The sequence below is a fragment of the Rhizobium sp. NPDC090279 genome (genome assembly GCF_044769665.1).
Lineage (GTDB): Bacteria > Pseudomonadota > Alphaproteobacteria > Rhizobiales > Rhizobiaceae > Rhizobium.
Genome location: NZ_JBIVYI010000010.1, coordinates 120809 through 143896, shown reverse-complemented (window position 1 = coordinate 143896; position 23088 = coordinate 120809). Strand labels below are relative to the sequence as shown.

At 60.3% G+C, this 23088-nt stretch carries 27 protein-coding genes; 19 read left to right on the top strand and 8 right to left on the bottom strand.

Going from position 1 to position 23088, the window contains the following annotated elements:
- Nucleotides 1-137: 137 nt before the first annotated feature.
- The 10 genes from ACIQWP_RS24590 to ACIQWP_RS24545 all read left to right on the top strand — a co-directional run bounded on the left by ACIQWP_RS24590 (nucleotide 138) and on the right by ACIQWP_RS24545 (nucleotide 9115).
- Entirely contained in the window at nucleotides 138-1115 is a 978-nt protein-coding gene (locus tag ACIQWP_RS24590; RefSeq protein ID WP_402793239.1) for a magnesium transporter CorA family protein, read from the top strand.
- Nucleotides 1116-1168: 53 nt separating this feature from the next.
- Nucleotides 1169-3034, top strand: a complete 1866-nt coding sequence (locus ACIQWP_RS24585; RefSeq protein ID WP_402793237.1) for a potassium transporter Kup — start codon at nucleotides 1169-1171, stop codon at nucleotides 3032-3034.
- Between the two features lie 140 nt (nucleotides 3035-3174).
- Complete coding sequence (locus tag ACIQWP_RS24580) at nucleotides 3175-3906, top strand: hypothetical protein (protein WP_402793235.1); 732 nt, start codon at nucleotides 3175-3177, stop codon at nucleotides 3904-3906.
- A gap of 124 nt (nucleotides 3907-4030) precedes the next feature.
- Complete coding sequence (locus tag ACIQWP_RS24575) at nucleotides 4031-5209, top strand: cell wall hydrolase (RefSeq protein ID WP_402793233.1); 1179 nt, start codon at nucleotides 4031-4033, stop codon at nucleotides 5207-5209.
- A gap of 311 nt (nucleotides 5210-5520) precedes the next feature.
- Nucleotides 5521-5865: an AtpZ/AtpI family protein gene (locus ACIQWP_RS24570; protein ID WP_402793231.1), complete on the top strand. Its 345-nt coding sequence runs from the start codon at nucleotides 5521-5523 to the stop codon at nucleotides 5863-5865.
- Between the two features lie 78 nt (nucleotides 5866-5943).
- A complete protein-coding gene (locus ACIQWP_RS24565) occupies nucleotides 5944-6696 on the top strand; it encodes a F0F1 ATP synthase subunit A (RefSeq protein WP_402793229.1) in 753 nt (250 codons plus the stop codon).
- Nucleotides 6697-6762: 66 nt separating this feature from the next.
- Nucleotides 6763-6990 (top strand): F0F1 ATP synthase subunit C, encoded by a 228-nt coding sequence (locus ACIQWP_RS24560; protein ID WP_402793227.1) that lies wholly within the window; start codon nucleotides 6763-6765, stop codon nucleotides 6988-6990.
- A gap of 78 nt (nucleotides 6991-7068) precedes the next feature.
- Nucleotides 7069-7662 carry a F0F1 ATP synthase subunit B gene (locus tag ACIQWP_RS24555; RefSeq protein ID WP_402793225.1) on the top strand — a complete coding sequence of 198 codons (594 nt, stop codon included), beginning with the start codon at nucleotides 7069-7071 and terminating at the stop codon, nucleotides 7660-7662.
- A 3-nt stretch (nucleotides 7663-7665) separates the two neighbouring features.
- Nucleotides 7666-8157 carry a F0F1 ATP synthase subunit B gene (locus ACIQWP_RS24550; RefSeq protein WP_402793223.1) on the top strand — a complete coding sequence of 164 codons (492 nt, stop codon included), beginning with the start codon at nucleotides 7666-7668 and terminating at the stop codon, nucleotides 8155-8157.
- 193 nt (nucleotides 8158-8350) lie between these two features.
- On the top strand, nucleotides 8351-9115 hold the full coding sequence (locus tag ACIQWP_RS24545) for a phosphotransferase (protein ID WP_402793221.1): 765 nt from the start codon (nucleotides 8351-8353) through the stop codon (nucleotides 9113-9115).
- Between the two features lie 3 nt (nucleotides 9116-9118).
- Here the strand turns inward: ACIQWP_RS24545 and ACIQWP_RS24540 are convergent, their stop codons facing one another.
- A complete protein-coding gene (locus ACIQWP_RS24540) occupies nucleotides 9119-9778 on the bottom strand; it encodes a ribonuclease HII (protein WP_402793497.1) in 660 nt (219 codons plus the stop codon).
- 119 nt (nucleotides 9779-9897) lie between these two features.
- Nucleotides 9898-11055, bottom strand: a complete 1158-nt coding sequence (locus tag ACIQWP_RS24535) for a PA0069 family radical SAM protein (protein ID WP_402793219.1) — start codon at nucleotides 11053-11055, stop codon at nucleotides 9898-9900.
- A gap of 239 nt (nucleotides 11056-11294) precedes the next feature.
- On the opposite strand from ACIQWP_RS24535, the gene ACIQWP_RS24530 reads away from it, so the two are divergent.
- On the top strand, nucleotides 11295-11813 hold the full coding sequence (locus tag ACIQWP_RS24530; protein ID WP_402793217.1) for a glycosyl transferase: 519 nt from the start codon (nucleotides 11295-11297) through the stop codon (nucleotides 11811-11813).
- 182 nt (nucleotides 11814-11995) lie between these two features.
- On the top strand, nucleotides 11996-12280 hold the full coding sequence (locus tag ACIQWP_RS24525) for a hypothetical protein (protein WP_402793215.1): 285 nt from the start codon (nucleotides 11996-11998) through the stop codon (nucleotides 12278-12280).
- Between the two features lie 62 nt (nucleotides 12281-12342).
- Here ACIQWP_RS24525 and moaB read toward each other — a convergent pair whose 3' ends face one another.
- From moaB to ACIQWP_RS24505, 4 genes are all read right to left on the bottom strand, one after another.
- The gene (moaB, locus tag ACIQWP_RS24520) at nucleotides 12343-12897 is read right to left on the bottom strand and encodes a molybdenum cofactor biosynthesis protein B (RefSeq protein ID WP_402793213.1); all 555 of its coding nucleotides are present in this window, start codon (nucleotides 12895-12897) and stop codon (nucleotides 12343-12345) included.
- Nucleotides 12897-13811 (bottom strand): 4-(cytidine 5'-diphospho)-2-C-methyl-D-erythritol kinase, encoded by a 915-nt coding sequence (locus ACIQWP_RS24515; protein ID WP_402793211.1) that lies wholly within the window; start codon nucleotides 13809-13811, stop codon nucleotides 12897-12899. The genes moaB and ACIQWP_RS24515 overlap by 1 nt, the downstream gene beginning before the upstream one ends.
- An 8-nt stretch (nucleotides 13812-13819) precedes the next feature.
- Nucleotides 13820-15676 carry a tetratricopeptide repeat protein gene (locus ACIQWP_RS24510; RefSeq protein WP_402793209.1) on the bottom strand — a complete coding sequence of 619 codons (1857 nt, stop codon included), beginning with the start codon at nucleotides 15674-15676 and terminating at the stop codon, nucleotides 13820-13822.
- A gap of 123 nt (nucleotides 15677-15799) precedes the next feature.
- The gene (locus ACIQWP_RS24505; protein WP_402793207.1) at nucleotides 15800-16816 is read right to left on the bottom strand and encodes a polyprenyl synthetase family protein; all 1017 of its coding nucleotides are present in this window, start codon (nucleotides 16814-16816) and stop codon (nucleotides 15800-15802) included.
- Nucleotides 16817-16924: 108 nt separating this feature from the next.
- On the opposite strand from ACIQWP_RS24505, the gene ACIQWP_RS24500 reads away from it, so the two are divergent.
- The 4 genes from ACIQWP_RS24500 (at nucleotide 16925) to ACIQWP_RS24485 (ending at nucleotide 19117) form a co-directional block, all read left to right on the top strand.
- Entirely contained in the window at nucleotides 16925-17155 is a 231-nt protein-coding gene (locus ACIQWP_RS24500) for a DUF2007 domain-containing protein (RefSeq protein WP_402793205.1), read from the top strand.
- Between the two features lie 9 nt (nucleotides 17156-17164).
- Nucleotides 17165-17941: a tRNA1(Val) (adenine(37)-N6)-methyltransferase gene (locus tag ACIQWP_RS24495; protein WP_402793203.1), complete on the top strand. Its 777-nt coding sequence runs from the start codon at nucleotides 17165-17167 to the stop codon at nucleotides 17939-17941.
- Between the two features lie 107 nt (nucleotides 17942-18048).
- Nucleotides 18049-18909, top strand: a complete 861-nt coding sequence (locus ACIQWP_RS24490) for a S49 family peptidase (protein ID WP_402793201.1) — start codon at nucleotides 18049-18051, stop codon at nucleotides 18907-18909.
- Nucleotides 18910-18925: 16 nt separating this feature from the next.
- On the top strand, nucleotides 18926-19117 hold the full coding sequence (locus ACIQWP_RS24485; RefSeq protein WP_402793199.1) for an NfeD family protein: 192 nt from the start codon (nucleotides 18926-18928) through the stop codon (nucleotides 19115-19117).
- A gap of 137 nt (nucleotides 19118-19254) precedes the next feature.
- Here the strand turns inward: ACIQWP_RS24485 and ACIQWP_RS24480 are convergent, their stop codons facing one another.
- Together ACIQWP_RS24480 and ACIQWP_RS24475 are read right to left on the bottom strand one after the other, a co-directional pair.
- Nucleotides 19255-19554, bottom strand: coding sequence for a type II toxin-antitoxin system RelE/ParE family toxin (locus tag ACIQWP_RS24480; protein ID WP_402793197.1), 300 nt, complete (start codon nucleotides 19552-19554; stop codon nucleotides 19255-19257).
- Complete coding sequence (locus tag ACIQWP_RS24475; protein ID WP_402793195.1) at nucleotides 19544-19831, bottom strand: hypothetical protein; 288 nt, start codon at nucleotides 19829-19831, stop codon at nucleotides 19544-19546. Before ACIQWP_RS24475 ends, ACIQWP_RS24480 begins: the two co-directional genes overlap by 11 nt.
- A 120-nt stretch (nucleotides 19832-19951) precedes the next feature.
- Here ACIQWP_RS24475 and ACIQWP_RS24470 point away from each other — a divergent pair, with 120 nt between their 5' ends.
- From ACIQWP_RS24470 to ACIQWP_RS24460, 3 genes are all read left to right on the top strand, one after another.
- The gene (locus tag ACIQWP_RS24470) at nucleotides 19952-20911 is read left to right on the top strand and encodes a glycine--tRNA ligase subunit alpha (protein ID WP_402793193.1); all 960 of its coding nucleotides are present in this window, start codon (nucleotides 19952-19954) and stop codon (nucleotides 20909-20911) included.
- A gap of 211 nt (nucleotides 20912-21122) precedes the next feature.
- The gene (locus ACIQWP_RS24465) at nucleotides 21123-21674 is read left to right on the top strand and encodes a LemA family protein (RefSeq protein ID WP_047640410.1); all 552 of its coding nucleotides are present in this window, start codon (nucleotides 21123-21125) and stop codon (nucleotides 21672-21674) included.
- Between the two features lie 87 nt (nucleotides 21675-21761).
- Complete coding sequence (locus ACIQWP_RS24460; protein WP_402793190.1) at nucleotides 21762-23018, top strand: 3-phosphoshikimate 1-carboxyvinyltransferase; 1257 nt, start codon at nucleotides 21762-21764, stop codon at nucleotides 23016-23018.
- Nucleotides 23019-23088 lie beyond the last annotated feature (70 nt).

Genomic DNA, 23088 nt, shown 5'->3' with positions numbered 1-23088 from the left:
CACGGATTCCCGGCCGGACCGGCGGGATACGACCGGGGTTTTATGAGCTTTTTTCATTGGCCATTGGTGGGATCGCAGCGAGTGCGCGCAAAGCGCCCTGACGCCGGCTTTGCCTCCGCCGCTGCGGGAGCGAGCAGTTGATAACTGCCTATTGCTCTGACCAGAAGCCGCTCGAGCTTCCTGATCTTTCGGCTGCCCATCGGCTGCCAGACAATGCCGTCTGGATCGATATGGTCGATCCCTCCCGCGAAGAGGAAACAAGCATCGAGCGCCTGCTTGGGCTCGAGGTGCCGACCCGTGAGGACATGAAGGACATCGAGCCGTCGAGCCGCCTCTATGTCGAGAACGGCTCCGTCTTTCTGACAGCCTCGCTGTTATGGAAGGCCGATACGAATTTGCCGATGCTCACCGACGTCGCCTTCATCCTGACGGGACATCGGCTGGTCACCATCCGCTATGCGCAGCCGAAGTCCTTCGCGCTCTTCATCGCGGCGCTGCAGCGCATTCCGCAGGAGCGGCGCACCGGTGTCGCGCTCCTTGCCAAACTTTTGGAAACGATCGTCGACCGCACCGCCGAGGTCCTTGAACAGACCGTTGCGGGTATCGATATATTGTCGGTGCATGTGTTCGGCGATCGCGTAAAGAAGATCCGCCGGCCGGCGAACTATCTGGAAGAAAAGCTCAAGGACATCGCAGGTTATCATCGTACGCTGAGCAAGGTACGGGACAGCCTGAGTTCGCTGTCCCGGCTGCTGACCTTTCTTCATACCATCCCCGCCATGCAGCAGGACCACGAGGCCAGGGAACTGTGTCGCAATGTCTCGCGGGATGTGCAGTCACTGTCGGAGCACGCGTCCTTCGTCGCGGGAAACATTACCTTCCTGCTGGATGCATCGCTCGGGCTGATCAATATCGAGCAGAACACCATCATCAAGATCTTTTCGATCGCTTCCGTGGTGTTCCTGCCGCCGACGCTCGTGGCGTCCGTCTATGGCATGAATTTCGAGCATATGCCCGAACTGCATTATGTCTTCGGCTACCCGGGATCGTTGTTGTTGATGGTGGTCTCCGCCATCGTTCCGTTTTTCTTTTTTCGCTGGAAAGGCTGGCTCTGAGAGTCTAGTGATCCTGAATGTCTAACCAAACCGATCATTCTCCCGACGGGAAAATGAACTCTCGCAAGCTTGCCTACCTCGCGCTCGGTTCGATCGGCGTGGTCTATGGCGATATCGGTACCAGCCCACTCTATGCCTTTCGCGAGGCATTGAAACCGGTGGCCGCCGACGGTCTGACGCGCGGCGAAGTCATCAGCGTCATCTCGCTGATGTTTTGGACGCTGACGATCATCGTCACGATCAAATATGTCCTTTTTCTGCTCCGCGCGGACAATGACGGCGAAGGCGGCACATTGTCGCTCCTGGCGCTGTTGATGAAGACGGCGAACGGCCACACCGCCATCCTGATGCTGCTGGGCTTGCTGGGCGCCGCGCTCTTCCTCGGCGACGCGATGATTACGCCGGCGCTTTCAGTTCTGTCGGCGGTCGAAGGTCTGAAGCTCGTCACGCCGAAGTTCGCGGATTATATCGTACCCATATCGGTCGCGATCCTGGCGCTGCTTTTCGCGATCCAATCGCATGGCACCGGCGCCGTCGCCCGTTTCTTCGGCCCGATCACCGCCATCTGGTTCATCGTCATGGGCCTTGCCGGCATCATGCACATTTCCGACGACTACAGCATTCTGGCGGCGCTTAATCCCTGGTATGCGGTGAGCTTTCTCTTGCATGAAGGCTTTCTCGGCGTCGTGGTGCTCGGCGCGGTATTCCTGACGGTGACAGGTGCTGAAGCGCTCTATGCCGACCTCGGCCATTTCGGCCGCCGTCCGATCCAGTGGGCCTGGTTTGTGCTGGTGTTTCCGTCGCTGACTTTGAACTACTTCGGTCAAGGCGCGCTGGTGCTGCGCGACCCGATGGCCATGTCCGATCCCTTCTTCCTGATGTATCCGCATTGGGCGATCCTGCCTGTCGTCATTCTCGCCACCATGGCGACCATCATTGCCAGCCAGGCCGTCATTACGGGCGCTTTCTCGCTCACCCGCCAGGCCATCCATCTCGGCTTCCTGCCGCGCATGGAAATCCTGTTTACCTCCGAGACCAATACCGGGCAGATCTTCCTGCCGTCGGTCAATACGGTCCTGTTCTTCGGCGTCATCTTCCTCGTTCTGGCCTTCAAAACCTCGGACGCTCTGGCAACGGCCTATGGTATCTCGGTGACCGGCGCGATGGTCGTCACCTCGATCATGGCCTTCGAATTCGTCCGTGTCCGCTGGAACTGGTCGCTGCCCATGGCTGTCGCCGTGCTGACGCCGTTGCTGCTGCTGGAATTCGTCTTCCTTGGCGCCAACCTGCTGAAGATTCATGACGGCGGTTATGTTCCGGTGATGATCGCGACTGCCTTCACCGTCATCATGTGGACCTGGCGCCGCGGCACCTCGATCCTCATGGAAAAGACCAGGCACACCGATATCCCGCTGTCGTCCTTCGTCAGCTCGATCGAGCGCAAGAGCGATCACTCGCCCGCACATGTGCCCGGCACGGCGATCTTCCTGACCAGCGATCCGGAATCCGCGCCTGCCGCGCTGCTGCATAATCTGAAGCACAATCACGTTCTGCACGACAAGAACGTCATCCTGACGATCCGCACCATCAACAAGCCGCGCGTCGCCCAGGAGGATCGTTATTCGGTCGAGAAGGTTTCCGAGCGCTTCTCGCGCGTCGAGCTGCGCTTCGGCTTCATGGAATCGCAGAACGTCTCGCAGGCATTGGCGACGCTGCGCAAGACGGGCCTGAAGTTCGATATCATGTCGACCTCCTTCTATCTCGGACGCCGCAAGCTGGTGCCGGACGCCAAATCCGGCATGCCGCACTGGCAGGACCGGCTCTATATCGCGCTCGCCAACGCGGCGACCGACCCGTCAGACTACTTCCGCCTGCCGGCCAACCGCGTGGTGGAACTGGGCTCGCACGTCATCATCTGAGGCTGGCTTTATCGCCAATTATTCGAAGGCCCGGTGGATATCCGCCGGGCCTTTTCATTTTTCTATTGCGCAAGCGGGTGCTGGCCTATTCAATTTAAAGGCGAAAGTGATGCTATGCTCTCGGGGGGAGGCGAACGCAAATGCTTAAACAGTCCTTGTCCATTGCACGTCATAACTTGGCGTTTTACGCGACGTTTATCCTGTGCTCGGTTGGCGCTTCGATTTTCGATGAGTATTCTGGGCGATCGGCTTCGGCTGGCGCCACTTTTGTTTTAATGAGCATATTGTCGATGAATGTTCAGAACTCGGTTTTACGAGATCAGAATTTCACCGCGGCGGCCAAGGGCAGAAAGCTTCCGTTCGCTGGATATATGTTCAGGAGTGTGGCGCTGACTCTGGCAGCGTTCCTGATAATGCTGCCGATCCTGGTTATTCTTTTGAAATCGAACGACGTTGGAAAGGCTTACGTCGTGCTGTGGGCGACGCTGGCGTTCTTGATAACGCTTACCATCGTCTTTTCCCTGCTTGGCACGTGGTTACCGGCCCGCCTTCATGGCACCAGTGCGAGTATGGGAGATGCACTGCGCAGAGGTCTGAAGCGGTTACCTTCGACGGCGTCTCTGGTATTCCTGGGCCTAGCCGTTCCACTCGTTGCCGGCGTGATTGTGGGAATTCTTGCGAGTTCTGTCAGGGGTGCGGATTTGATCGTGAATGGTCAGTTGAATATCCCCACCGTTGCGGCGTCTTTGATATCCAATGCTTTGCAGATGATCGGCTGGACTTATGTCTCAGTGCTCCTAGTGCGCCGGTACATGGCGGCGGAGCATATCGAGCCAACGCCTGGCGCGGAGTTGCTCACGGCTCTGATGTGAATTCTCAACGCATCGGTTTCGAATACTCCATTCGTAACCATAGAAACGCCTGAATTAACCATCCATCAAGGTTAATGGGAGACTATTCCGGCTCCTGGTTTTGAGTGCCGTTTGGAGTCCGGTGTTGTCTCGCTCGCGTTATGTCAGCCGCAAGCTGCGGTTCCTGCCACAAAACTGGACTTCTCCGGCCGTCTTCGGACTTTGCGCCTGGCTGATCTTTCCATCGACAGCCGCCTATGGCGACCTTGCCAGCCTGCTTGCCGGTATCGATAGGGAAGGGGCCAATTGGCGGATGGTGATGACCGACTCGCCAGCCGGCTCCACCCATCAGGCGGAACTGGCCTTCGGCGATGCCAAGGCCTCCATGGCTGTTGGCGATGGTGGTCTGGTGCTGCCGGATGGGCGTCGCGTCGCCTTCCAATCCGAACAGAAGGGCAGCGACCCCCGGCCCGATGAGGACCGCATCAACCGGCAGGACAAGAAGGGCAGGGTGGTGGCCGTCTCGCCGATGCAGCCGCCGAAGGATTTTTCCGCCGGCTCCGTGCTGCAGCGGCAGAGCCTGCTGTTCCGGCCGGAATCCGACACCGGCGAGCGCACCGCATTCCTGAAGCCGAAGCTCGGCGGCAAGGAAATCCAGATCGCGACCGCCTTCTACAAGAAGCAGCCGCCGAAGCTGGACGATAGCGTGCCGGCCTACATCGCCAATCTGGTCACCAATCAGAATGCCGATGTTCTGGCTGCCGCCTATGCCTCGCCGGCGCCGGACTATGCCCGCGTCTCGCCCTTCGATTCCATTCTTGCCAAGGATCAGGACGGCGAAGGTCGCTTCGTGCCGCAGATCGGACCCAAGGATCATCTCTGGGCGGCCAATGTCCTGCCGCCTTCGGTTTTCTCGTCGGACGAGCAGCAGTGCCTTGCCACCGGCATCTATTTCGAGGCGCGCGGCGAGTCCGTGAAGGGGCAGGCGGCCGTCGCCCAAGTCATCCTCAACCGCGTCCGCAATCCCGCCTATCCCAAGACCATCTGCGGCGTCGTCTATCAGAACGAAGACTGGCACAATGCCTGTCAGTTCTCCTTTGCCTGCGACAATGTGAAGGAGCGCGTCAACTCTCCAGAGCATTGGCGCATTGCCCGCCAGGTCGCCATGGCCGTCACCGCGGGCAAGATCTGGCTGCCGGAAGTCGGCTCGGCAACCCACTATCATGCCGTCTACGTCCGGCCGAAATGGGCGGCCGAAATGGTGAAGGTCGGCCGCATAGGCATGCACATCTTCTATAGGACTTATGGCGGCGGCTGGAGCTGAGGCGGCCGGTTCCGGCGAACTGACGCCACGCCAAGCGCCGCATTTGTCGGCAAAAAAGCCACAGGAAAGCCTGGGCTGAAGAGGATTCTTCGGCTCAGTTTTCGCCCGGTATGGCTTCTTTGGTTTAAGTTCATGATTCAATTGAGCTAATTTATGGCTGGACAGATGACGTCTACGCCTTGACTATGCTTTTTCCTAAAACTATGTTGCGCGCGACTTCAAAACGGGCCGAAAGGTGGCGAAACCTGCTGTTCGTTTACGCGTTGACCGGGGAAATGGGATACGCGCAACGAAAATAGGAGGATGCCACCATGACGGATGATCGCGACGAAAGTCTGGAAAAGCGGCGGGCGGAGCTGGGGGCCGAGTTGGCGAGCAAGCGCGCTGCGGTGAGAGAGGGTGAGCACGGGGAGGTTCGTGCCGAGGCAAGCCGTAAGGGCTATGCTCTGGCGATGAAGCTTTCCAGTGAATTCATTGCTGCCATCATCGTGGGCGCTGTTCTGGGCTATGTCTTCGACCGTTTTGTCGGTACGACGCCGTGGGGCATGATTATTTTGCTGCTTCTCGGATTCTGTGCCGGCGTACTGAATGTACTGCGTTCGGCGGGCAAGGTGACGACACCGAAGCTCGAGGAACGTGGGCCGGATAAGAAATGAGCGGAAGTAGCGCTTCGACGTAGCTTCCAAATGACAGGCATCCGCTCGGTGGAGCGGAACAATGAAAGAGAACAAGCGGTGGCAAACGATCCTACCCATCAGTTCCAGATCTTGAAGATTATCCCGATCGATATCGGTGGAATTGATTTCTCGTTCACCAACGTTTCGCTGTTCATGATTGCTTCCGCGGCACTCTCTGCCGGTTTCCTGTATTTCGCCGCCGCGCCGCGCGGGGTCATTCCGACCCGTGCGCAATCCGTGGCGGAAATGGCCTATGAGTTCATCGCCTCGATGCTGAAGGAAGGGGCGGGGACGAAGGGAATGAAGTTCTTCCCGCTGGTCTTTTCGCTCTTCATGTTTGTGCTGACGGCAAACCTGATCGGGCTTGTTCCGTATTTCTACACCGTTACCAGCCAGATCATCGTTACCTTCGCATTGGCTTTGCTAGTTATCTCGACGGTTATTATCTACGGTTTCTTCAAGCACGGCTTCGGCTTTCTCAAGCTCTTCGTGCCGGAAGGTGTTCCCGGCGTTCTCCTGCCGTTGGTCGTGGTCATCGAGATCATCTCTTTCCTGTCTCGGCCGATTTCGCTCTCCGTTCGTCTCTTTGCCAACATGCTGGCTGGCCATATCACGCTTAAGGTGTTCGCAGGCTTCGTTGCCTCGCTCGGAGCCCTCGGCGCACTCGGTATCGGTGGCGCCATCCTTCCCCTCATCATGACCGTCGCCATCACCGGTCTTGAGTTCCTCGTCGCCTTTCTCCAGGCCTACGTCTTCGCGGTGCTGACTTGCATGTACCTCAATGACGCAGTTCACCCGGGTGGCCACTAAGGATAAAGACATTGGCGTCTAAGGGCGTCAGTCATTCACCGCACAACCATTTCAAAGGAGTACAACATGGACGCGGAAGCAGCAAAGTTCATCGGCGCAGGTTTGGCCTGCTTTGGTATGGCCGGCACGGCTCTTGGCCTCGGCAATATCTTCGGCAGCTACCTGTCCGGCGCACTGCGCAACCCGTCGGCTGCTGACAGCCAGTTCGGCCGTCTGGTATTCGGCTTCGCCGTTACGGAAGCTCTGGGCATCTTCTCGCTGCTCGTCGCTCTCCTCCTGCTCTTCGTCGTCTGATATCAGCGGCGTCATAGATCACGGTTCGCGGTTTGCGAGCCGTGATTCTTTGTATTTGCAGACCACCTGGAGGTGAGCATGTTTGTGACCCCGGCATATGCTGATGAAGCTCCGCCGGCCGCCGGCGAGGTGCACACGGAAACGGGTGCGCCCGAGCAGGGCCATCACGCCGGCGTATTCCCGCCGTTCGACCATACGATGTATCCGTCACAGCTGCTTTGGCTGGCGATCACCTTCGTTATCTTCTATCTGGCCATGCAGAAGATCGTCATCCCGCGTGTTGGCGGTATTCTGGAGAGCCGGCATGACCGTATCGCCCAGGATATCGAGGAAGCCTCGCGTCTGAAGGCCGAGGCCGACGCCGCCGTTGCGACCTATGAAAGCGAACTGGCCGCCGCGCGCGCCAAGGCGAACTCCATTGGCGCCAGCGCCCGCGATGCCGCCAAGGCCAAGGCCGAGGAAGATCGCAAGGCGATCGAGGCGAGCCTTGCCGAAAAGCTCAAGGCTGCCGAGGGCCGCATCGCAGAAATCAAGGCGAAAGCCTTCGGCGATGTCGGCGCGATTGCCGAGGAGACGGCTGGTGCCGTTGTCGAGCAGCTGGTTGGCAATGTTGCTGGCAAGGCTGATGTCGCCTCCGCGGTTGCAGCAGCTGCCGCCAAGCAGGAGGGGTGATCCATGGAATTCGCTTTTGACAATACGTTCTTCGCGTTTGTCGGCCTTCTCATCTTTCTCGGCCTGGTCGTTTATCTGAAGGTTCCGGGCATGATGGCAAAGTCGCTGGACGACCGCGCCGACCAGATCCGTAACGAGCTGGCAGAAGCCAAGCGCTTGCGCGAAGAAGCCCAGCACCTGCTGGCCGAATATCAGCGCAAGCGTAAGGAAGCTGAGGCCGAAGCAGCGCATATCGTTGCCGCCGCCGAGCGCGAAGCCGAAATGCTGACGGCCGAAGCCCGCAAGAAGACGGAGGAATTCGTCGCCAACCGCACGGCTTTGTCCGAGCAGAAGATCAAGCAGGCGGAAGCCGATGCGATGAAGGCGGTCCGCTCCGCTGCCGTCGATCTCGCGATCGCAGCTGCTGAATCGGTTCTGGCGAAGAAGGCCGATGGTAGCATCCAGTCCGGTCTCTTCAATGATGCCGTCAAGGAAGTGAAGACGCGGCTGAACTGAGCCTGCGGAACATCGAAATTCAAAGAGCCCCGCTTCGGCGGGGCTTTTTTGTTGATGAAAAGGCAAGGGGCCATCCGCGCCCTTCAAAGCTCCGACCTTCAGCTTCGCACCTCACTCACATCGCCTATCAGGTCACTTGCGGGTTGATTATCGCAGCAACGGACTGCAAAATCATGAGCTTGGGGGAGTGTGGATGCAGTCAGCGACAGGTGACGAACCATTTCGTCAGGGCAAGTTTATCGTCAGGTCAGCGCGGCGCTGGACACCAGGCGTGCATGCCCTGCTGGCTGCCCTGCATCGGCATGGTTTCGACGTGGCGCCGTTTCCGGGTGGGTATGACGACGCCTGGGAAAGGGTGACTTATCTGCCCGGAGATACCGGCGATCTCGATGATCGCACCGATATGCGCAGCGAAAGGGCACTGCGATCGGCCGCTTCGCTGCTGCGTCGCTATCACGATTGCTCCGCCCTGTTCGCGGAAGGCCTTGCGGCTGCGTACGCCTGGCAATTGCCGGCCCGTTCGCCCTGCGAGACCATTTGCCACGGCGATTTCGCCCCCTACAATATCGTCCTGAACGACGGCGAAGTGACTGGTATTATTGATTTCGAGGCCGCGCATCCCGGTTCCCGTAGCTGGGATCTGGCCTATGCGATCTATCGCTGGGCACCCTTGTCCTCAGGTATCGCCATCGAGGGACTGGATAGGCTTGCCGATCAGATCAATCGCGCCCGCATCTTCGTGGATGCCTATGGGCTACCGCTTGCCGAGCGTCCCTCGTTGCCTGATATCATTGTCGAGCGGCTTCAGGCGCTGTTCACCTTCATGGAACATGAGGCCGCGCGCGGCATCGAGAGATATCGCCGCAATCTGCAGGACGGACATGATCGCATCTACAGGGAAGATATCGCCTATGTCGCGAAATGGTCGGTGGAGATCGTTGCTGGGCTGACGCGCTGAGTGTCAGACAGCCTCTTTGCGCAAGGGGCGGAAGCTCATGCGATGCAGGGAGCAGGGACCGTGCTCCTCGATACCGGTGCGATGCTGCACCGTGCCATAGCCGGCATGGGCTGCAAAACCATAGGCGGGGAAAACCACCGCCGCGCGGGCCATCATCCGGTCGCGGGTCACCTTGGCGACGATCGAGGCGGCGGCGATCGAGAAGGAGCGCGCATCGCCCTTGACCACAGCCTTTCCGGGGCAGGCAAGCCCGGCAGGTACGTCGAGCCCGTCGGTCAGCACGTAGCTTGCCGGCATTGCCAGCCCGCAAATGGCTCGGCGCATCGCATCGAGGCTTGCCTTGCGGATATCCGTCGTGTCGATGCGGGTTGCACTCGACGAGGCGATGGATACCGTTGCTGTCGCAAGGATCTCGACGAACAGTTCTTCGCGCCTGGCGGCGGTCAGCTGCTTGGAATCGTTCAGCCCGTTCGGAATGTGGTCGGGGTCGAGAATGACGGCGGCGGCCACGACCGGTCCCGCGAGCGGCCCCCGGCCGACCTCATCGGCTCCGGCAACCGGCCAATGCCCGGCACGTCGCGCAATCAGTTCCAGCTCGAAGGTGGGAATGAGCGGGGCGTCCTCGAACAGCATTGGAGAATCGGGTGGCGCGCGGCGTGACATGCGGCGAAGCTCGCACACCACCCGATCTCCTGCAAGCCCCCGGTGGATCAGGGCGGCGAACCGGGGGGCTTTTCCAGCGGGCACAGGGAAAGCCCGCAAGGAAGGTCAGATTCGAAGAATCAGAGCAGCGACAGCTGGACGCCGCTACCGTCAGGCGGCACGAACAGGTCGTCGCGCAACGCGATATTGCGGCGCGTCAGCTCAAGCCGCCGCGTCGCCATTTCGAAGCGGCGGCTGATCTGCCAGGCATAAGGCCCGGCGCCCTTCATGCGCTTACCGAATTCCGCATCGTAATCCTTGCCGCCGCGCATCGAGCGGATCAGCGACATGACATGGCGATAGCGGTCCGGATAGTGCTGCAGCAGCCAGTCGCGAAACAGCGGGCTCACCTCCAGCGGCAGCCGCAGGATGACATAGCTCGCTTCCGTCGCGCCGGCCGCCTTGCCCGCATCGAGAATGCGCTCGATCTCGTGATCGTTGAGGGCAGGGATGATCGGCGCCACCAGGATCGAAGTGCGGATGCCGGCCTCACTCAAGGCCTGGATCGCCTCCAGCCGCCGCGTCGGCGTTGCAGCGCGCGGCTCCATCGTGCGCGCCAGTTTCCGGTCGAGCGTCGTTACCGACAGTCCCACCCGTACAAGATTCTTCGCGGCCATGTCCTTGAGGATATCGATATCGCGCATGACCAGCGCCGATTTGGTAACGATGGCGACCGGATGGTTCGCCCGGTTCAGCACTTCGAGGATCTGGCGCATGATCCGCCATTCCTTCTCGATCGGCTGATAGGGGTCCGTGTTGGTGCCGATGGCGATGACGCGTGGCTTGTAGCCGGGTTTTGCCAGCTCGCGTTCCAGAAGCTTGGCCGCATCCGGCTTGGCAAACAGCTTCGATTCGAAATCGAGTCCCGCCGACAGGCCCATATAGGCATGCGTCGGCCGCGCGAAACAGTAGATGCAGCCATGCTCGCAGCCGCGATAGGGATTGATGGAGCGATCGAAGGGAATATCGGGCGATTCGTTACGCGTGATCGCGGTGCGCGGCTTTTCCACCTGCACCTCGGTCTTGAAGGGCGGCAGCTCTTCCCAGCTTTGCCAGCCGTCGTCGAAGGCCTCGCGCTGGTGCGGTTCGAAGCGGCCGCTCGGGTTCAATCCGGCGCCGCGTCCGCGACGGCGCTCGGTGTCGACCCTGAGACCGGCATCGGCAATCAAGGCGTTGGCAACGTCTGGCGTATTGGCAGGCGCGAATGCCGCCTGCCCAGCAAGGGACTGCTCGTTCATCGGTAGCTCCAGGGCGGTTCATGGTGCCGCATGCCGCGTCTAAGATGATTAAATTCCTATCCGACAAATGAGAACATTGCAAGAACAAAATGCGGATTTGCACCACGCTTGTCCGTGTGTCCTCTGAATTTAGGGAGGTCCTGACAGCGCTTGCCGTCCATGCGTAAGCCTTTCCTCAAATAGCCGAGTTCGAGGCTTATGCGCTGGCAAAAAATTGTGCGCCGCTCTATAAATGGGCAATGTTGACGGTCATCATCGAATGCCAGGATCACGAACCCGAGCTGGCGCAGACATTGGCGGCATTGGTGGCAGGCGCGGTCGAAGGGCTGGTCTGCGATGTGGTCGTGCTCGATCACGGCTCGCGGGACGGCACTTCAAAGGTGGCGGACGCGGCGGGCTGCCGGTTCTATTCACAATGGGATATCAAGGACATATTGCGCTCGGCGCGTGGTGATTGGCTGCTGCTGGTAGAGCCGGGTGCGCGACCGCAAGCGGGCTGGATCGATGAGATCGCCGAATATGTCTCTCTGAACAAGCTCCCGGCGCGGTTCACGGCCTCGCGGGGCTATCGTCGCCCCTTTCTGAAGCGAATCGGGCGCAGCGCGCCACCGCTGGAGCTGGGCCTGCTGCTTTCCAAGCATCAGGCCATCTCCGTCGCGAAAACCGGCATGCAATTGTCGGAGTTCGCCAAAGGGCGGAAAGGCCGGCGGCTTTCAAGCGAGCTCATCCCCTCCTGGGTGGCGCGAGCGGCGCGATAGGCTCCGTTCCCGTCCTTTCCGAGATTCCATTTGAAAAGCGGCAAATAGCTGCGATAATTCGGTTGTGGCGGCACCTCTCGCGTGTCGCGTCAGGCGACCGACCATGAAGATGCCGATATCAGGCGGAACAGGTCAGCGGAACACCCTTTGTCCGCCGGGATACCGGCTAAAGGAGGTGCGTTATGAAACGCACGATGTTCACCCGCCTCACGACAACCGCCCTCGTGGCAACCGCAATCCTTTATCCCGGCGTCGCCGCCTCCCAGGCAACGCTCGCCTGCGCCCAGCGCGTCGATATCGTCGCTTTTCTTGGTGACCACCTGTCGGAAAAGCTCTCGGCCGTCGGCAAGCTCGATCCCAATACGATCATGGAGATCTACACAGCCGAAAGCGGCAACTGGACATTACTGATGAGCGACGCCTCGGGCCGCAGCTGCATCATCCTCAGCGGCGATAAATGGGAATAAATTCCTACATTGCAGGGACCGAAGGCATAGCAGGCTGATAAGATCCGGCGGACGCGCGAGATCTATCTGGAGCCGGTGCCGCGCTTCAGATGCTCGTCGAGGCGCGGCATGATCTCCACGAAATTGCAGGGCATGTGGCGATAGTCGAGCTGCGCTTTGAGGATGCCGTCCCAGGCATCCTTGCAGGCGCCGGGCGAGCCCGGCAGCACGAAGATGAAGGTGGCGTTGGCAACGCCGCCGGTTGCTCGCGATTGGATCGTCGCCGTGCCGATCTTGTCATAGGAGATGCGATGAAAGACCTCGGAAAAGCCGTCCATCCGCTTCTCGAACAGAGGCTCCAGCGCCTCGGGCGTGACATCGCGGCCGGTAAAGCCCGTGCCGCCTGTGGTGATGACGACGTCGATCGCATCGTCCTTCGTCCAGACCTCCACCTGCGCGCGGATGCGTTCCTTGTCATCGGGAACGATGGCGCGGGCAGCCAATCTGTGGCCGGCGTCGGCGATGCGCGCAACCAGCGTGTCGCCGGATTTGTCGTCGGTGAGCGTGCGCGTGTCGGAAACGGTCAGCACGGCGATGCCGACGGGAATAAACGATCTCTCGTTGACTGAACCTGCCATCATACCTCTCCCGTGATCGTCTCCGTTACCTGGAAATACCAGTCCGGCTTCTGTCTGTGAAGCGAGGCTGCGGCTTCCTTCGCCCGTTGGATATCGGCAAAGATGCCGAAACAAGTCGCGCCGGAGCCGGACATGCGCGTCACGATCGGGGACTGGCTTTCGATCAGGCCGGAAAGAGCAGCAATCTCGCCGCAGATCGCGCGCGCCGGTGGCTCGAGATCGTTGCGCAGGTTCCTGATCGTGTCGATCCATTCGCCAAATCCTCGCGGCATCTGCGATGGAAACAGCAATGGCGGATTGTCCTTGCGGGACAACGTTCGGAAGACCTCCGGCGTGGAGACGCCGACGAGCGGATTGCCGAGAACCATGGGAAAGGACGGAAAAGCCGGCAGCAACTCGATTGTCTCGCCGATCCCTCGTGCGACGAGCGGCTTGCTGGCAAGGCACATCGGCACATCGGCGCCGAGTTTCAAGGCGATCGCCCCAACCGTTTCGTCCCGGAGTTCAAGGCGCCATAGCCGCAGCAGCCCGCGCAGCGTCGCGGCCGCATCCGCCGAGCCGCCGCCGATTCCCGATGCGATCGGCAGGTTCTTTTCCAGGTGGATATGAACGGCGGGTGCGGCGAAGCCTGCCGCATGGGCCGCCTGTCGGAGGAGATCGCGCGCCTTGAGCACCAGATTGTCGCCGGCCTCGGCATCGGCTGATAGTAGCGGAGCGAAGCGCCCGGAAAGGCTGAATTCGTCACACTCGCCCTGGCGAAAGCCGAGACGGTCGCCATGCCGGGCAAAGCTGACAAGCATATCGAGCAGGTGATAGCCATCGGCGCGACGGCCGGTGACATGGAGCGCGAGATTGATCTTTGCGGGCGCTTCTTCCGTGAGGTCGAAATCGCCCGCTGCCAAGATCCCGTTCATCGGAAGTCTTAGGACTTCTTGTCGACCGGCGCCGGAGCGTTCGTGTCGGGCGAGGGCGCGGGCGCTGGATCAGGCTGCTTGCTCTTGTCGACCGTCTTCGCGTCGGTATCGAGCGGCGGCAAGCCCTTTTCGACCTTTTCCTTGATTTTCGGAATATCGGCCTCTTCCGGCTTCGACGCCAGTGCCCGGTTCCACTGATAGACGGCTTCGAGCTTGCGATTGACGCGCCAGTAGGCGTCGCCGAGGTGATCGTTGATCGTCGGATCGCCGGCCTTCAGCTGTGCGGCCCGCTCCAGTTCGTTGACCGCATCGTCGAAACGGTTGAGCCGGAAATAGGCCCAGCCAAGGGAATCGACGATGTAGCCGTCATCCGGCCTGAGATCGACGGCCTTCTTGATCATGTTCAGGCCCTGGTCGAGGTTCATGTTCATGTCGACCCAGGAGTAGCCGAGATAGTTCAGCACCTGCGGCTGGTCCGGATTCAGCTCCAGAGCCTTCTTGAAGTTCGGCTCGGCATCGGCCCATTTCTTCAGCCGCTCGTAGGCGATACCGCGCTGGAAGAACACGGCCCAATCGCTGCGCTTCGGCGCCGGGCCGATGATCTGCGCGGCCTTGTCGTAATTGTCGGCCATGGCCTGGAAGTCCTTGGCGTCGGAAAGGACGCTGCCATAGGCGAGATAGCTGCGGACATCGTTGGGATCTGAATCGATCAGCGCCTTCAGATGCTTGCGCGCATCGTCCACCTTGCCGGCCTGAGCGAGCGCAAGCCCGAGCTGCAGCTCGGAGATGCGGGCCATCGGCGAATTATCAGGCACCTTCTTGTAGAAGGCGATGGCGCGGTCGGTCTGCTCCTGCTTTTCGGCCAGCCCGCCAAGCAGAACCAGCGTGTCGGCCGCCTTCGGGTCGAGCGAATTGGCAATTTGCAGGTAGAGCGAGACCACATCCTCTGCGCCATCGCGGTTCAGCGCGGCGCCGATGGTGAAGAGCACGGCTGCAGCACCCTCGCTGGCATTGGTCACCTGCTGGTCGGGCGTATCTCCCTTGGTGATGCTGTCGCGCAGCGCATTCAGCGGCGCATAATTGCTGACGAGATTGTCTCCGACCGAGATCGCATCCAGAGCCTTCTGCTTGTCGCCGGCCTTGGCTTCGAGGCGTGCGAGCGCCATGACGGCGCGCATGAAGGTGTCGGGAGCCGTCGCGCCGCCCGTCTTGTCGAGGACGGCGTCATTGAGGTGCGAGCGGGCCGATTTCAGATCGCCTATGGTCAGTGCAATGGCGCCGGCATGATAGTTCTTGAAGATGTTGAACCAATCGGGGCCCTTCATCTTGTCGATCATCGCGATCGCATCCTTGCCGCGGCCGGAACCGGCGCGAGCCCAGGCGGAGAGCAGGTTGGTCATCATCCGGTCGAGATCGTTCGGACCGTTATATTTGAGGATTTCCTGCGCCGTCCGGTATTCATGGCGGCGGATGGCGTCCATGCCGCGTACGATCGTGGTAACGCGCTCGACCGACGGATCGTTCTTCAGCTCGTTGGCGTATTTGACGCCTTCTTCCAGATTGCCGTTGAGCAGCAGCGAGATCATCAGCCGCTGACGGATTTCCGGATTGCTGGGATCGATCATCAGCGCCTTTTTGTAGAGCGCGATGGCGGTGTCGTAGTCGTGATCGACATCGGCGGTACGGGCGGCCAGGAAGGCGCCCGAGAAAGTATCGACGCTATCCGGATCGAAAGAAGTGACCGGAGCGCTGGCTTCCGGTGCCGCCGGCTTGTCCTCTGCGCGCGCGCCAGACAGGGCGGACACCGAAAGGATCGCCGCCAAGGCTACGCCCGAGAGGAAACGGATGGCAAGTCTCTGCCGCATTAGAAAGCCTTTCATCGAGGGACGGCCAGCGAAGTCGCCGGCGGCATAACGCATTCGTGTCAACTGATTCACAACAGGATGGCTTTTTTGAAGCGGCCCTGCAACAAATTCGGGCCGCTGCTGTCAATTAACGCGTTCGATGCAGAAATCGATCACTTCCAGAAGTGCTGATTTCCAAGGCGTTTCCGGCAATGGCGCCAGAGCGTCGCGGGCGATGGTGCCATAGTGGACGGCACGGGCGATTGTGTCGGTCAGCGCGCCATATTTCGTGATCAGGCCGAGGGCCTTTTCGAGATTCTCGTCGCTGTTGTTGCCGGTTTCGATGGCGTCGCGCCAGAAGGCGCGTTCCTTCTCGGTGCCGCGGCGATAGGCAAGGATCACCGGAAGCGTAATCTTGCCTTCGCGGAAATCGTCGCCGACATTCTTGCCGAGATCGGCAGCCTTGCCGCCGTAATCGAGCGCGTCGTCGACGAGCTGGAAGGCGAGGCCGAGATTGGTGCCATAGGATTTCAGCGCGTTGCGCTCCGCCTTGCCGGCATTGGCGACGATCGGGCCGACTTCGGCCGCAGCTGCGAAAAGTGCCGCGGTCTTGGCGCGGATGACCGAGAGATAATCGTCTTCGGTCGTTTCCATGTTCTTGGAGACGGAGAGCTGCAGCACCTCGCCTTCGGCGATGACGCAGGCGGCCGAGGACAATACGTCGAGCGCTTCGAGCGAGCCGACTTCGACCATCATGCGGAAGGCCTGGCCGAGCAGGAAGTCGCCGACCAGAACGCTTGCCTGGTTGCCCCAGATCATGCGGGCGGTGGATCTGCCGCGGCGCAGATCGCTTTCATCGACCACGTCATCGTGCAGCAGCGTCGCCGTATGCAGGAATTCGACCGAGGTCGCGAGCTTGATGTGGTTGTCGCCTTGATAGTTGTAGAGCGCTGCCGACGCGATGGTCAGCATCGGCCGCAGGCGCTTGCCGCCGGACGAGATGAGGTGCTCGGCAACCTCGGGGATCATCTGGACATCGGAGCCGGCCTTGGACAGGATGAGCTGATTGACGCGTTCCATGTCCGCCTTGGTCAGATCCACCAATGGCTTGATGGATGCCAGTTTATTCTTGCTTTCTTCCAGCGGTATCACGACGCCCAACGATCCGGACTCCTGTTCATTTTCTGCAAAGCACCATAAGAAGGGGCGAAAGAGGCGGCAAGAGGCGAATTGTCTCGTCGCGTAAATTTGACAGGAAACTCAAGGCTTATGCACGAGCTGATCCGCACAAATGATCCCGTCCTTCTCTCCTTTGCGGAGAGTCTGATGAAGGATGCGGGGATTCATTGCTTTGTCGCCGATCAGGCGATGAGCATTCTGGAGGGCTCGCTCGGCATGCTGCCGCGCCGGTTTCTGGTCGAGGAAGAGCGCGCCGATCAGGCCCGTCGCATCCTGATCGATGCCGGTCTCGGCGACGAGCTCCGCCCGGCGCGTAGCTGAGGTTTTGCCATGACCGGCAATGTCTCCGAAACCATCGATGCCTTTCATCGCGGCGCTTTCCATATCGTCCAGCCGAAGGGCAGAGGGCATCGTTCCGGCATGGATGCCATGCTGCTGGCGGCGTTGGTTGCCGACGAGCGCGCAATCCGCGTGGCCGATCTCGGTGCGGGAGCGGGAGCGGCCGGAATGGCCGTGGCGTCGCGGCTCGACGGCGCTGAGGTGGTGCTGTTCGAGCGCTCGTCCGACATGGCCGAATTTGCCCGCAAGAGCCTTAAACTGCCGGAAAACGCACGCTTTGCCGACCGCGTCTCGGTCATCGAGGCCGACGTGACACTGATCGGCAAGGACCGCAACCAGGCCGGCCTGATCGATGACACCTTCCACCACGTCATTATGAACCCCCCCTTCAACGATGCCAGCGACCGGCTGACACCCGATGCGCTGAAGGCCGAAGCGCATGCGATGACGGATGGGCTGTTCGAGAAATGGATACGCACGGCCGGCGCGATCATGATCCCCGGAGGCCAGCTTTCGCTGATCGCAAGGCCTGAATCGATCGGTGAGATCATCGCTGCCTGTGGCCGGCGCTTCGGTGGTATCGAAATTACGCCGATCCATCCGCGTGAAGGCGAGAATGCGGTGCGCATTCTGGTGACGGGCATAAAGGGATCGAAAGCAAGGCTGGCGCTGCGAGCGCCGCTGATCATGCACGGCGAGGGGACGCATAAATTCTCCGATTTCGTCGACGATATGAACAATGGGCGTGCCCCATATCCACGCCGATAGCCCTTCACTTATGCACAAATCCGGAGATGAAATGCGATCGGCGATGTTGCGTTTGCCGTTTCCATGCATACATCACGGGCAGCAAACATCATGATTCAAGGTGACGAATGGTTGGGTTTTTCAAGCGCATGCTTCCGAAGCGGTTTCGCAAGGAAAGTCTGGTCATACCCGTCGTTCGACTGAGCGGCGTCATTTCGGCGGGCGGCGGTCCGCTCAGACAATCGCTGAATCTCGCGGGTGTCTCGCAGGCCCTGGAAAAGGCCTTCGACATGAAGACCGCGCCGGTGGTCGCCATCGCGGTGAATTCGCCGGGCGGCTCTCCGGTGCAATCGCGGATGATCTACAATCGCATTCGCGATCTGGCGGCCGAGAAAAACAAGAAGGTTCTGGTCTTCGTCGAGGATGTCGCAGCATCCGGCGGCTACATGATCGCGCTGGCGGGCGATGAAATCATTGCCGACCCAACCTCGATCGTCGGCTCGATCGGCGTCGTCTCCGGCGGCTTCGGTTTCCCGGAGCTGTTGAAGAAGATCGGCATCGAGCGCCGCGTCTATACCGCCGGCGAGAACAAGGCGATCCTCGATCCCTTCCAGCCGGAGAAGGAAAAGGACATCGAATATCTGAAGAGTCTCCAGCTCGAAATCCATAAAGTCTTCATCGACATGGTGCTCGAGCGTCGCACAGGAAAGCTCTCGGCGGACGAAACCGTGTTTTCCGGCCTGTTCTGGACGGGCGGGCGCGGACTGGAGCTCGGCCTCATCGACGGCCTCGGCGACATGCGCCAGGAATTGCGGAAGCGCTTCGGCGACAAGGTCAAGCTTGTGCTGGTGACCACGCCACGCAGTCTTTTCGGCCGGCGTACTCCGGGCGTTTCGCTCTCGGGCATGGACGGTCTCGGCGCCGGGCTTGCTTCCGGACTTGCGGAAGCGGCAGAGGAAAAGGCATTGTGGGGCCGGTACGGATTGTAATCGGGAGCGCTGGGTAATGCCCCAGATCATCTTCTTCATCGTCGCCGTCGGCGGTCTTTGGTTGCTGTATCGGCGCTTCGTCCGCGATGCCCGGAGGCTCGCGGAGAAATCGCGCCGCGCCGAAACGGAACGCCGCACTGGCGCCATGGGAACGCTGGTCAAGGACCCGAAGACCGGCGAGTATCATGTAAAGCGCGAGGATGAGTAGCGGTGGCGACCAGCAACGACGAGCGGCTCAAGATACTGGAGAAGCTCAGGATGTTCAGACTGAAGTTGCCGGTCGATTGGACGTTCAATCGTGAAGAGGCTAATGCGCGACATGATGAAAACGTTAGCGTCGTTTCTTTACCCGATCTCCCCAATCAGCGCCCGCATAGCTGATGCAGATGACGTTAACGATGGCTGTCTCTTCATTGACGCTGAACAGATGACCGCTTTTTCCGCTGCGGGAATGGCGCGTAAACCGGGATGGATGTCATCGCGCGTTGTTCCGATATAGGGAAAATCGGTCAATGAATTGAGCTTCTTTTCGATTTGCTCGATCTTGCTTTCGGCTATGTCATAGCCCGCATATTCGCCAATCAATATTGTGATACTAAAAAGGTCTTCCCGAACAAGGGGATGGCGACGAATCTCATACGCCATCCTGCTTCTCGTCCATCTTCTTGCGGATGAGGGCGCGTACGTCATCGAATAAAGTGTCGCCCTTCAGCGGTATCCATTGATCTTCAGGCAACTCCATCCGCCGGCGGATTTCGTCCGCCATGCCGGAAACCGCATCACCAGGGTGCTTTATCTGATCGATCTGTTCGATTGCAGCTTCGACGAGGCTGGAAATCGATGGAAATGCGCCTTCCTCGACCATCTTTTCCGCAAGGCGAAGATGGTATTCCGATAGGGTGATTTCGGTTTTTATGTTCATTGTCTTCTCCAAAGCGGCGTGGAGACGCGTAGCGCTATCTATACGTCATCTCTTGACCCCTGTCTTCCATCGTGGCACCTGTCGCGCCAACCTACACCAAGCAGATAGTAGCTGATCCCCATGACTGCCAACGTGCCCGACCATATGAACCCGAAGCGCTCCTTTCAGGCGCTGATCCTGACGCTGCACAATTACTGGGCCGACAAGGGTTGCGCGGTTCTGCAGCCCTACGACATGGAAGTCGGCGCCGGCACGTTCCATCCGGCGACGACGCTGCGTTCGCTAGGCCCGAAGCCGTGGCGCGCGGCCTACGTCCAGCCGTCCCGTCGCCCGTCCGACGGTCGCTATGGCGAGAACCCGAACCGCCTGCAGCACTATTATCAATATCAGGTGATCCTGAAGCCCAATCCGCCGAACCTGCAGGAGCTCTATCTCGGCTCGCTGAAGGCGATCGGCCTCGATCCGCTTCTGCATGACATCCGTTTCGTCGAGGACGACTGGGAAAGCCCGACGCTCGGCGCATGGGGTCTTGGCTGGGAATGCTGGTGCGATGGCATGGAAGTGTCGCAGTTCACCTATTTCCAGCAGGTATGCGGCATCGAATGCGCGCCGGTCGCCGGCGAGCTGACCTATGGCTTGGAGCGCCTCGCGACCTACGTTCAGGGCGTCGACAGCGTCTATGATCTGAATTTCAACGGCCTCGAGGGTGAAGACAAGATCACCTACGGCGATGTCTTCCTGCAGGCCGAGCAGGAATATTCCCGGCATAATTTCGAATATGCCAATACCGAGATGCTGCATCGCCATTTCATCGATGCCGAGAAGGAATGCCAGGCATTGCTGGCGGCCGGCGCGCCCGGTGACAGCGAAAACCATCGCCTGCACAAATGCGTTTTCCCGGCCTATGACCAGTGCATCAAGGCAAGCCACGTCTTCAACCTGCTCGACGCCCGCGGCGTCATCTCGGTGACGGAGCGCCAGAGCTACATCCTGCGCGTGCGCACGCTCGCCAAGGCTTGTGGCGAGGCCTTCCTGCTGACCGATGCCGGCGGCATCAACTGGAACCATCAGGCGGCCTGAGCGCGAAAAGCGGACGGAGTGGGCGGCATGCGCGCTCCTCAAAAGGCTGGGGTTCGCCAGTTGTGCTTCTCGACCGGTTCTGAAGCGAATTTCCCCGAGTTTGAGCGTCGCTGGTGCAACCCCAAGCGCCCCCTTGCTGCTAAAGCCGGGTGACATTGCCGGCAAATCTGCCTAGTGTCCCTGCGGTTGCAGTCGCCCCGGGGGTTTCGAGATGTATATTCTTCTAGCAATCATAGTGCTGGCAGCACTCTATGTCGTCTTCATCTACAACGGTCTCGTTCGCGCGCGCCAGGTGGCCGAAGAGGCATGGTCCGGCATCGACGTCCAGTTGAAGCGCCGCGCCGATCTCATTCCCAATCTGGTCGAGACGGTCAAAGGCTATGCCGGCCATGAGAACAAGACGCTCGTGGAAGTAACACAGGCGCGCGCTGCGGCCCAGGCCGTGCCCGCTGGCGACGTTGCCGGTCGTGCCGCCGCCGAGGGCATCCTCAGCCAGGCGCTTGGCCGTCTGATGGTCGTGTCCGAGGCCTATCCCGACCTGAAAGCTAATACCGGCTTCGTCGAACTGCAGCAATCGCTGGAGACGACGGAAAACGAGATCCAGATGTCGCGCCGCTATTACAACGGCGCCGCGCGCGATCTGAACGTCAAGGTCGAGACCTTCCCCAACAATCTCATTGCCGGCCCCTTCGGCTTCGTCAAGAAGGCCTATTTCGAGATATCAAACGAAGCGGATCGCGCCGTTCCCACGGTAAAGTTCTGAGATTCCCGCTATCGGTTTTTCGTGCAAGGCGGTAAAGGAAGCCGACCGACGGCCATCGGCCGCCTTCCTGACTGACCAAAGAGAATGATGATGGGTAGAGCCAAACTCACGATTATCCCGCCAGGCAAGCCGCTGACCGGCCGCGCCATGCCGCCGGGGTCGAAGTCGATCACCAACCGCGCGCTGCTGCTGGCAGGCCTTGCCAAGGGCACGAGCCGGCTGACCGGCGCGCTGAAGAGTGACGATACCCGCTATATGGCTGAAGCGCTGCGCGCCATGGGTGTCACGATCGACGAGCCTGATGCGACGACCTTCATCGTGACGGGCAGCGGCAGATTGACGGCGCCGTCCGAGCCGCTTTTCCTCGGCAATGCCGGCACGGCGACACGCTTCCTGACGGCTGCTGCCGCACTGGTTGACGGCAAGGTCGTGGTCGACGGCGATGCCCATATGCGCAAACGGCCGATCGGCCCGCTGGTCGACGCACTCCGCTCGCTCGGGATCGACGCATCGACGGAGACCGGCTGCCCGCCGGTGACGATCAACGGCACTGGCCGCTTCGAGGCAAGCCGCGTTCAGATCGATGGTGGCCTTTCCAGCCAGTATGTGTCTGCGCTGCTGATGATGGCTGCCGGCGGCGATCGCGCCGTCGATGTCGAACTGCTCGGCGAGCATATCGGTGCCCTTGGTTATATCGATCTCACGGTTGCGGCCATGCGCGCTTTCGGTGGCAAGGTCGAGCGCATGAGTCCCGTCGCCTGGCGCGTTGAGGCCACGGGCTATCAGGCCGCCGATTTCCTCATCGAGCCCGATGCCTCGGCCGCGACCTACCTCTGGGCGGCGGAAGTCCTGAGCGGCGGCAAGATCGATCTCGGCACGCCGGCAACGGAATTCTCGCAGCCGGATGCGCGGGCCTATGATTTCATCTCGAAATTCCCGCACCTGCCCGCCGTCATCGACGGCTCGCAGATGCAGGACGCCATCCCGACGCTTGCCGTTCTTGCCGCCTTCAACGAGACGCCGGTGCGGTTCGTCGGCATCGAGAACCTGCGCGTCAAGGAATGCGATCGCATCCGGGCGCTGTCGAGCGGCCTGTCGCGCATCGTGCCGAACCTCGGCATCGAAGAGGGTGACGATCTGATCGTTGCTTCCGACCCGGGCCTCGCGGGCAAGGTTCTGCCGGCCGAAATCGACAGTTTTGCCGATCACCGCATCGCCATGAGCTTTGCACTCGCCGGCCTGAAGATCGGTGGCATCACCATTCTCGACCCCGATTGCGTCGCCAAGACCTTCCCGTCCTACTGGAACGTGCTGGCTTCGCTTGGTGTCGCTTACGAAGACTGACGCTCCGCCATCTCAAGCAAGGCTGGGCGCGGACATGTTCCTGACCTGAAGCGGCGCCGGTAGCGGCGTC